The 11,965-nt window shown below is 46.8% G+C and carries 1 protein-coding gene; it reads left to right on the forward strand.

The features are described 5' to 3' along the window. The first annotated feature begins 5 nt into the window (after positions 1-5). A complete protein-coding gene (bamA, locus tag AC2CGA_RS01860) occupies positions 6-11,954 on the forward strand; it encodes a bacillomycin D hybrid PKS/NRPS BamA (protein WP_484480109.1) in 11,949 nt (3,982 codons plus the stop codon). Positions 11,955-11,965 lie beyond the last annotated feature (11 nt).

Raw genomic sequence — 11,965 nt, forward strand, 5'->3', positions numbered from 1 at the left:
GACCTATGTATACCAGTCAATTCCAAACCTTAGTAGATGTCATTCGGGAAAGAAGCAATATCTCTGACCGCGGGATCCGTTTTATCGAATCCGATAAAAACGAGACGGTTGTCTCTTATCGCCAATTGTTTGAAGAGGCGCAAGGATATCTTGGCTATTTACAGCATATCGGCATTCAGCCGAAGCAGGAAATTGTATTTCAAATCCAAGAAAACAAATCATTTGTCGTTGCTTTTTGGGCTTGTATATTAGGAGGAATGATCCCGGTGCCGGTCAGTATCGGAGAAGATGATGACCATAAGCTGAAGGTCTGGCGCATTTGGAACATATTAAATCACCCGTTTCTGATTACCTCTGAAAAAGTATTGGACAAAATAAAGAAATACGCTGCAGAACACGATTTACAGGATTTCCATCATCAATTAAACGAAAAATCTGACATCATTCAAGATCAAACCTACGATTACCCCGCTTCGTTTTATGAACCTGGTGCGAATGAACTCGCCTTTATCCAATTTTCTTCAGGATCGACAGGAGATCCAAAAGGAGTCATGTTAACGCATCACAACTTAATACATAACACGTGCGCCATTGGGAATGCCCTAGCCGTTCATTCGAAAGACTCTTTCTTATCATGGATGCCTTTAACGCATGATATGGGGCTCATCGCCTGCCACCTTGTTCCCTTCATAACCGGAATCAATCAAAATCTGATGCCTACAGAATTATTTATTCGCAGACCTATCCTTTGGATGAAAAAAGCTCATGAACATAAAGCCAGTATTCTATCCTCTCCTAATTTCGGATACAACTACTTCCTTAAATTTCTGAAAAACGAACCAGACTGGGATTTATCCCACATCAAGGTCATCGCAAACGGTGCAGAACCGATATTGCCGGAGCTATGTGACGAATTTTTGAAAAGATGCGCAGCATTCAATCTGAAAAGATCCGCCATTTTGAATGTTTACGGTTTAGCGGAAGCTTCGGTCGGCGCAGCATTCTCTAAATTAGGTAAAGAATTCGTTCCCGTTTATTTGCATCGTGACTATTTAAATCTTGGTGAAAGAGCTGTAAACGTCAGCAAAGAGGATCAAAATTGCGCTTCATTCGTCGAAGTGGGACGACCTATTGACTATTGTCAGCTTCGGATCTCCGATGAAGCAAATGAAAGAGTAGAAGACGGAATCATCGGCCATATCCAGATCAAAGGAGACAATGTGACTCAAGGGTATTATAACAACCCCGAGAGTACGGAAAAAGCGCTGACTTCTGACGGCTGGGTAAAAACGGGAGACCTCGGATTCATTAGTGAAAGTGGTAACTTAGTCGTAACGGGAAGAGAAAAGGACATTATTTTCGTGAACGGAAAAAATATCTACCCGCACGATATTGAACGGGTCGCGATTGAAATGGAAGAGGTTGACTTAGGAAGGGTTGCCGCCTGCGGTGTATATGATCAAAAGACACAAAGCGGAGAAATCGTGCTCTTTGTTGTTTACAAAAAATCACCTGAAAAATTCGCACCGCTTGTCAAAGAGATAAAAAAGCATTTGCTCAAGCGGGGCGGCTGGAGCATAAAAGATGTCCTTCCGATCCGAAAACTCCCTAAAACAACCAGCGGAAAGGTTAAACGCTACGAACTTGCCAGACAGTATGAGGCAGGGAATTTTTCAACAGAGTCTGCCGCCATCAATGAATATTTGGAGAGCAGCCCGGAAACGTCCGGACAGACTCCCATTCATGAAATTGAAACGGAATTACTGTCTATCTTTTCCGATGTACTCAATGGGAAAAAGGTTCACCTCGCTGACAGTTATTTTGATATGGGAGCAAATTCATTACAGTTATCGCAGATTGCCGAGCGCATAGAACAGAAATTCGGACGCGAGCTTGCCGTTTCAGATCTCTTTACGTATCCTTCTATCACTGATTTAGCGGCATATCTGTCTGAAAGCCGGGCTGAAATCAAGCAGGACGTGGCAGCGAAACCAAGCCACGTGACGCCGAAAGATATCGCCATTATCGGGATGTCGCTCAATGTCCCTGGAGCATCAACTAAAAATGATTTTTGGAATCTGCTTGAAAAAGGTGAGCACAGCATTCGAGAATACCCTGCATCCCGGCTGAAAGATGCGGCGGATTATTTAAAGTCCATCCAAAGCGAAATCAATGAGAATCAGTTTGTGAAGGGCGGCTATTTAGATGAAATCGACCGCTTTGATTACTCGTTCTTCGGTTTAGCTCCTAAAACGGCTCAGTTTATGGACCCTAACCAAAGACTGTTTTTGCAGTCTGCATGGCATGCGATTGAAGATGCGGGCTATGCCGGCGGCAGCATGAACGGGAGCCGTGTCGGGGTATATGCAGGGTACTCGAAGGTGGGCTACGATTATGAACGTCTCCTTTCTGCGAATTATCCGGAGGAGCTTCATCAATATATCGTGGGCAATCTCCCTTCCGTGTTAGCCAGCCGAATCGCTTATTTCTTAAATTTAAAAGGGCCGGCGGTGACAGTCGATACGGCGTGCTCCTCATCGCTTGCCGCCGTTCATATGGCATGTAAATCTTTAATATCCGGCGATTGTGAAATGGCTCTTGCCGGCGGTATCCGGACATCGCTCTTGCCGATCTGTATCGGACTTGATATGGAATCTTCGGACGGGTACACGAAAACGTTCAGCAAAGATTCAGACGGTACTGGCACAGGTGAAGGCGCGGCCGCAGTCCTGCTGAAACCTCTGCAGGATGCTGTTCGCGACGGAGACCATATTTACGGCGTAATCAAGGGAAGCGCGTTGAATCAAGACGGAACAACCGCCGGGATTACAGCACCGAATCCGGCAGCTCAGACTGAGGTCATTGAGACGGCCTGGAAAGACGCGGGCATTGCCCCTGAAACACTGTCTTTCATCGAAGCGCATGGCACCGGAACGAAGCTCGGCGATCCGGTTGAATTTAACGGGCTTTGTAAAGCGTTTGAAAAGTATACGGCAAAAAAACAATTTTGTGCGATTGGTTCTGTTAAATCGAACATCGGTCATTTGTTTGAAGCGGCAGGCATCGTCGGGCTGATCAAATCTGTCCTCATGCTGAATCACAAGAAAAATCCGCCGTTAGTGCACTTTAATGAACCTAATCCGCTCATTCATTTCCACTCTTCACCATTTTACGTAAACCAGGAAGCTGCAGCGTTCCCATCCGGTGATGAGCCGCTGCGAGGCGGAGTCAGCTCATTTGGCTTTAGCGGAACGAACGCTCATGTGGTATTGGAAGAATATATTTCTCAAAGTGAGTATGCGCCCGAGGATGAACATGGGCCGCACCTATTTGTTTTATCCGCTCATACTGAAAAATCACTCTATGAACTCGCACAGCAGTACCGGCAATATGTATCGGATGACAGCCAAGCTTCATTAAAGTCCATTTGCTATACAGCCAGTACGGGCAGGGCTCATTTGGATCATGGCATTGCCATGATTGTATCCGGTAAACAAGAACTATCGGATAAGCTGACCCGCCTGATTCAGGGAGACAGAAACCTTCCCGGTGTATACATCGGCTACAAGAATATGAAGGAAATGCTGCCCGCTCATAAAGAAGAGCTGAATAAACAAGCAGCCGCACTGATTAAGCAGCGTTTACGTACGCAAGATGAACGGATCACATGGCTGCATCGCGCCGCCGAATTATTTGTGCAAGGAGCCGTTATCGATTGGCGCGCGCTTTATTCAGGTGAAACTGTACAAAAGACGCCATTGCCCGTGTATCCGTTTGAACGGAGCCGATGCTGGGCTGAAGCTGACCAATTGCGCTTAAACGAGGACGAAAAGAGAGGAGAAGCAGCATTGAATATCAATCAATCGAAGTCGCACATTGAATCCTTCCTGAAAACTGTAATCAGCAATGCTTCGGGGATCAGAGCGGAGGAACTCGATCTGAATGCTCATTTTATCGGACTCGGAATGGATTCTATCATGCTGTCACAGGTCAAAAAAGCCATCGCGGACGAATTTGGGGCAGACATCCCGATGGATCGTTTTTTTGATACGATGAACAACCTTCAAAGTGTCATAGATTACTTGGCTGAGACCGTTCCATCGTCCTTTGCATCCGCTCCGCCTCAAGAGAATGTTCCGGCGCAGGAAATGCAGGTCATTTCAGAAGCACAGTCTGAATCGGATCGCAGAGAAGGTCATCAAGAGCATATGCTCGAAAAAATAATCGCTTCTCAGAATCAATTAATTCAGGATACCTTGCAAGCTCAATTACATAGCTTTAATTTGTTGAGAAACAGCGGACATCATTCCGATGAGAAAGAATACGCTAAAGCGCAAGAGAGATCAATTCCTTCTGTCCAGCAGGGGCCTCCGGCCGTCACTGCAGAAAAGAAAGCGGCTCAAGAAGCGAAACCCTATGTTCCTTTCCAGCCTCAGAACCTGCATGAACAGGGACACTATACCGCACGGCAAAAACAATACTTAGAAGATTTCATCAAGAAATACGCAGATAAAACGAAAGGTTCCAAACAATATACGGACAACACCCGATTTGCTCATGCAAACAACCGCAACTTGTCCAGCTTCCGTTCATATTGGAAGGAAATCGTATACCCGATTATCGCCGAACGTTCTGACGGTTCTAAAATGTGGGATATTGACGGAAATGAATATATCGATGTCACCATGGGATTCGGGGTTAACCTTTTCGGGCATCATCCTTCCTTTATTACACAGGTTATCGATGATTCAGCCCGTTCTTCATTGCCTCCGCTCGGACCGATGTCAGATGTCGCCGGTGAAGTTGCCGACCGGATCCGCACATGTACCGGGGTAGAAAGGGTCGCTTTCTATAATTCCGGAACAGAGGCCGTCATGGTTGCCCTGCGTTTGGCGCGGGCGGCAACAGGAAGAAAGAAAGTCGTGGCGTTCTCGGGGTCTTATCACGGCACGTTTGACGGCGTATTAGGGGTTGCCGGCACAAAAGGCGGAGCTGCGTCTGCGAACCCGCTGGCTCCGGGTATACCGCAGAGCTTTATGGATGATTTGATTATTTTACATTACAACAATCCCGATTCGCTGGACGTGATCCGCAGTCTTGGTGATGAATTGGCAGCCGTACTGGTGGAACCGGTACAAAGCCGCAGACCGGATTTGCAGCCGCGGGCATTTTTGAAAGAATTGCGGGCGATCACGCAGCAATCCGGAACAGCTCTGATTATGGATGAAATTATTACCGGATTTCGGATCGGTCTCGGCGGCGCACAGGAATGGTTCGGCATTCAGGCTGATTTAGTGACCTACGGAAAAATCATCGGCGGCGGACAGCCGTTAGGGGTAGTTGCCGGAAAAGCTGAGTTCATGAATGCGATCGACGGGGGCACCTGGCAGTATGGGGATGATTCCTACCCGCAAGACGAGGCGAAACGCACGTTTGTGGCCGGAACCTTCAATACTCATCCGCTTACCATGAGAATGTCATTAGCCGTGCTTCGTCATTTACAAACCGAGGGAGAACATCTGTATGAGCAGCTTAATCAAAAAACAGCCTACTTGGTGGATGAGCTGAATCGCTGCTTCGAACAAGCGCAAGTGCCTATCCGCATGGTTCGATTCGGTTCTTTATTCCGGTTTGTCTCATCGCTTGATAATGACTTGTTCTTTTACCATCTCAACTATAAAGGTGTCTATGTGTGGGAAGGACGCAACTGCTTCTTGTCTGCGGCGCATACCGCTGATGATATCGAAAAGATTATTCAAGCGGTGAAAGACACGGTGGAGGATCTTCGCCGAGGCGGATTTATTCCGGAAGGCCCGGACTCCCCTGATGGCGGAGGCCGTAAAAAGTCCGGGACGCGCGAGCTTTCACCTGAACAAAAGCAGTTGGTTATGGCATCCCATTACGGGAATGAAGCGTCCGCCGCTTTAAACCAGTCCATTATGCTGAAAGTGGAGGGCGAACTGCAGCATATACCATTAAAACAAGCCGTCCGGCATATCGTTGGCCGTCATGAAGCTTTACGTACGGTGATTCATCCCGATGACGAGGTACAGCAAGTGCATGAACGGATGAATATAGAAATACCAGTCATTGATTTTACCGTTCACCCGCATGAACATCGGGAGTCGGAAATTCAAAAATGGCTGACAGAAGATGCCAAGCGGCCGTTCCATTTCCATGAACAAAAGCCTTTGTTTAGAATCCATGTGCTTACATCGGCTCACAATGAACATCTGATTGTGCTCACGTTCCATCATATCATTGCCGATGGATGGTCAATCGCCGTATTTGTTCAAGAACTGGAGAGCAACTACGCGGCAATCGTACAAGGAAAACCGATTTCACCGAAAGAGGCAGATGTTTCGTTTCGCCAATACTTAGACTGGCAGCAGGCACAGATTGACAGCGGCCATTATGAAGAAGGGGTCCGTTATTGGCGGCGTCATTTCTCTGAACCGATTCAGCAGCCAATTCTGCCGAGCACAGGTTCTGTCCGTTATCCGAACGGGTATGAGGGAGACCGGTGTACCGTCAGGCTTGGACGGCCATTGAGCGAGGCTTTAAGGTCATTAAGCATTCAGATGAAAAATAGCGTATTTGTGACAATGCTGGGTGCATTTCATCTTTTTCTGCACCGGCTTACCAAACAGTCAGGCCTTGTGATCGGGATCCCCGCAGCAGGTCAATCGCATATAAAACAGCATGATCTGATTGGAAATTGCGTCAATATGATTCCGGTGAAGAACACGTCTACTTCAGAAAGCACTTTAACCGGTTATCTTGGCAGTATGAAAGAAAGCGTGAATCTTGCAATGCGGCACCAAGCCGTCCCGATGACACTGGTGGCCAGAGAGCTTCCGCACGATCAAGTGCCGGATATGCGTATTATCTTTAATTTAGACAGGCCTTTTCGAAAGCTGCATTTCGGAAAGGCGGAAGCGGAGCCCGTTGCATACCCGGTAAAATGCACCCTGTACGATTTATTTCTTAACATAACAGACGCGCATCAAGAATATGTTCTTGATTTCGACTTTAATACGAACGTCATCAGTCCGGAAATCATGAAAAAGTGGGGAGCGGGTTTTACAAATTTGCTGCAAAAAATGGTTGAGGGGGATTCAATCCCTCTTGACGCCATGATGATGTTTTCCGATGAAGAACAGCACGATTTACAAAAACTGTATGCCGAACACCAGAAGCGGGTCTCTTCAATAGGAAGCAATACAGCAAATTTCACTGAAGCCTACGAGGCGCCGATAAATGAAACGGAACGGCAGCTGGCGCGGATTTGGGAGGAACTTTTCGGCCTTGAACGGGTCGGCAGATCAGATCGCTTCCTGGCTCTGGGAGGAAACTCGCTCCAGGCGACGCTTATGCTTTCCAAAGTTCAGAAGACATTTCATCAAAAGGTTTCCATCGGACAATTTTTCAATCACCAGACTGTTAAGGAATTAGCACATTTCATTCAGAACGAAACAAAAGTCGTGCACCTCCCGATGAAGGCTGCCGAGAAAAAAGCGTATTACCCGACATCGCCGGCGCAGCAAAGAGTATATTTCCTGCACCAACTGGAACCGGATCAGCTGGCGCAAAATATGTTCGGCCAAATATCAATAACAGGGAAGTACGATGAGCAAGCCCTGATCTCATCTCTTCAACAAGTGATGCAGCGGCACGAAGCGTTTCGCACGTATTTCGACATTATAGATGGCGATATCGTTCAGAAACTTGAAAACGAAGTTGATTTTAACGTTCATGTCCGGACAATGAGCCGGGACGAATTTGATGCCTATTCAGACCGGTTTGTAAAACCGTTCCGCCTGGACCAAGCTCCGTTAGTTCGTGCGGAGCTGATCAAGATTGAAAACGAGCAGGCCGAACTGCTCATCGATATGCATCATATCATTTCGGATGGTTATTCCGTCAACATCCTTACAAATGAATTGCTGGCTTTATATCATCAGAAACCATTACCGGACATTGAATTTGAATATAAAGATTTCGCAGAATGGCAAAACCAACGGCTGAATGAGGATGCCATGAAGCGACAGGAGACATATTGGCTGGAACAATTTCAAGACGAAATTCCCATCCTTGACCTGCCGACAGACGGTTCAAAAGCGGCAGAACGGTCTTCTGAGGGACAGCGTGTGACATGCTCCTTACAGCCGGATGTCATCCGTTCGCTTCAAGATTTGGCGCAAAAGGCGGAAACCACTCTCTATACGGTGCTTCTGGCCGCCTATAATGTGCTGCTTCATAAATATACCGGACAAGAAGACATTGTCGTAGGCACGCCTGCTTCAGGAAGAAATCATCCGGATATCGAAAAAATCATCGGTATTTTCATACAAACCATCGGAATCCGGACGAAGCCGCACGCCAATAGAACGTTTACGGATTATCTGGAAGAAGTAAAGCGGCAGACGCTTGACGCTTTCGAAAACCAAGACTATCCATTCGACCGGCTTGTGGAGAAATTAAATGTGCAGCGGGAAACAACCGGAAAGTCTCTGTTTAACACGATGTTTGTGTTTCAAAACATTGAATTTCATGAAATCCGGCACAATGAATGTACATTTAAAGTGAAAGAACGAAATCCAGGGGTCTCTTTGTATGATTTGATGCTCACGATCGAAGATGCCGGTCAACAGATAGAGATGCATTTTGATTATAAACCGGGACGATTCACAAAAGACACCATTGAACAGATCACCAGACACTATACCGGCATTTTAAACAGTCTTGTTGAGCAGCCGGAGATGACATTGTCTTCCGTTCCTATGCTGTCTGAAACCGAACGGCATCAACTGCTGACGGAGTGTAACGGCACAAAGACGCCGTATCCGCATAACGAAACAGTAACCCGATGGTTTGAAATGCAGGCGGAACAGAGTCCCGATCATGCAGCCGTTATTTTTGGCAATGAGCGGTATACGTACAGACAGCTCAATGAACGGGCGAACCGATTGGCGCGGATGTTACGGACAAAAGGCGTACAAGCGGATCAATTCGTTGCCATCATCTCTCCGCATCGCATCGAGTTGATTGTTGGTATTTTGGCTGTTCTGAAATCAGGCGGCGCATACGTGCCTATTGATCCTGAATATCCGGAAGATCGGATCCAATATATGCTGAGAGATTCAAGGGCGGAGGTTGTGTTGACACAGCGCAGCCTGCTGGATCAATTACCGTATGATGGTGACGTTGTGCTTTTGGATGAGGAAAACTCATACCATGAGGATCACTCGAATCTTGAATCGGACAGCGATGCGCATGATTTGGCCTACATGATCTATACGTCAGGTTCCACGGGAAATCCAAAAGGTGTCCTCATTGAGCATCAGGGACTGGCTGATTATATTTGGTGGGCGAAAGAGGTCTATGTAAGAGGTGAGAAAACCAACTTCCCATTATACTCTTCCATCTCTTTCGATCTGACTGTGACCTCGATATTTACGCCGCTGGTTACGGGAAATACCATCATTGTCTTTGACGGCGAAGACAAAAGCGCTGTGCTTTCTGAGATTATGCGGGACTCAAGAATAGACATGATCAAGTTGACCCCGGCACATCTGCACGTCATCAAGGAGATGAATATCGCTGGCGGCACCGCAATACGGAAAATGATTGTCGGCGGAGAAAATTTAAGCACCCGTCTGGCCAAAAGTGTCAGCGAGCAGTTTAAAGGCCGGCTGGACATTTTCAATGAATACGGACCGACGGAAGCTGTCGTCGGATGTATGATTTATCACTTCGACGCAGAACGGGACAAGCGGGAATTTGTACCGATCGGCACTCCGGCTGCCAACACGGATATTTATGTGGCCGATGCAAGCAGAAATCTGGTTCCGATCGGGGTAATCGGCGAAATATATATCAGCGGACCGGGTGTTGCCAGAGGGTATTGGAACCGTCGGGATTTAACGGCAGAGAAATTTGTTGAAAACCCGTATGTCCCGGGAGCGAAGATGTACAAATCAGGGGATTTGGCTAAGCGGTTGAAGGACGGAAATCTTGTATATATCGGGCGCGTTGATGAACAAGTCAAAATCAGGGGACACCGAATCGAGCTTGGTGAAATTGAAGCAGCAATGCATAACGCGGAAGCGGTGCAAAAAGCCGCGGTTACAGTGAAAGAAGAAGAAGACGGCTTAAAACAATTATGCGCGTATTACGTAAGCGACAAGCCTATAGCGGCTGCGCAGCTTAGGGAACAATTGTCATCGGAGCTTCCGGACTACATGATTCCGTCCTATTTTGTCCAACTGGAGCATATGCCGTTAACGTCCAACGGGAAAATAAACCGTAAGGCACTGCCAGCACCAGAAGCGAGTCTGCAGCTGACAGCTGAATATGTTCCGCCGGGTAATGAGACGGAGTCCAAACTGACAGATTTATGGAAGGAAGTGCTCGGAATAAGCCATGCGGGGATCAAACATAATTTCTTTGATCTCGGAGGCAACTCCATCCGAGCGGCTGCCTTAGCCGCCAGAATTCACAAAGAGCTGGATGTGAATCTGTCTCTAAAAGACATATTCAAGTTTCCTACCATTGAACAATTGGCTGACAAGGCGTTACACATGGACAAAAACCGATATGTACCGATTCCGGCTGCAAAGGAAATGCCATATTATCCGGTTTCTTCAGCTCAGAGGCGTATGTATTTGTTAAGTCACACAGAAGGCGGCGAGCTGACTTACAATATGACGGGTGCCATGAATGTGGAAGGGACGATCGATCCCGAACGGTTAAACGCCGCTTTCCGAAAATTAATCGCGCGTCATGAAGCGTTGCGGACCAGCTTTGATTTATATGAAGGCGAGCCGGCACAGCGTATTCATCAGAACGTCGACTTTACGATAGAACGGATTCAAGCAAGCGAAGAAGAAGCGGAAGACCGTGTGCTTGATTTCATCAAAGCGTTTGACTTAGCCAAACCGCCGCTGATGCGGGCCGGACTGATTGAAATTGAACCTGCGCGGCACGTGCTTGTGGTTGATATGCATCATATCATTTCTGACGGCGTGTCCGTCAATATTCTGATGAAAGATTTAAGCCGAATCTACGAGGGGAACGAACCGGACCCGCTCTCTATTCAATATAAAGACTTTGCAGTTTGGCAGCAATCGGACATTCAGAAACGGAACATCAAGAGCCAGGAAGCGTATTGGCTGGATCAGTTTCACGGTGATATTCCTGTACTGGATATGCCTGCGGATTATGAGAGACCTGCCATACGCGATTACGAAGGCGAATCATTTGAATTTCTTATACCCGAACACTTGAAACAGCGTTTAAGCCAAATGGAAGAAGACACAGGAGCAACACTGTATATGATTTTATTGGCAGCCTATACGATTCTTTTATCCAAGTACAGCGGACAAGAAGATATTATCGTAGGAACGCCATCTGCCGGGCGGACTCATTTGGATGTAGAGCCGGTCGTGGGAATGTTCGTCAATACGTTAGTCATTCGCAATCACCCGGCGGGCCGTAAAACATTTGATGCCTACTTAAACGAAGTAAAAGAAAACATGCTGAACGCTTATAAAAATCAAGACTATCCGTTGGAAGAATTAATTCAGCATCTGCATCTTCCAAAAGATTCAAGCCGCAATCCTTTATTCGATACGATGTTTGTGCTGCAAAATCTCGATCATGCTGAATTGACTTTTGATTCTCTTCAACTCAAGCCGTATCCATTTCATCATCCGGTTGCCAAATTCGATTTGACCTTGTCGATTCAGGCGGACCAAGACAACTATCACGGACTGTTTGAATATTCGAAAAAACTGTTTAAGAAAAGCAGAATCGAGGTTTTATCAAACGACTACTTACACATCCTATCGGCGATTTTGGAACAGCCAAGCATTCTAATCGAACATATCGGATTGAGCGGCAGCAATGAGGAAGAAGAGAACGCGCTTGATTCTATTCAATTGAATTTTTAGGGAAAAGCATT

The organism is Bacillus sp. SYZHCR11 (genome assembly GCF_057196865.1).

What these genes read in the sequence shown, in the direction of transcription:
- bamA (WP_484480109.1), top strand. Translation starts at nt 6, where the DNA reads ATGTATACCAGTCAATTCCAAACCTTAGTAGATGTCATTCGGGAAAGA.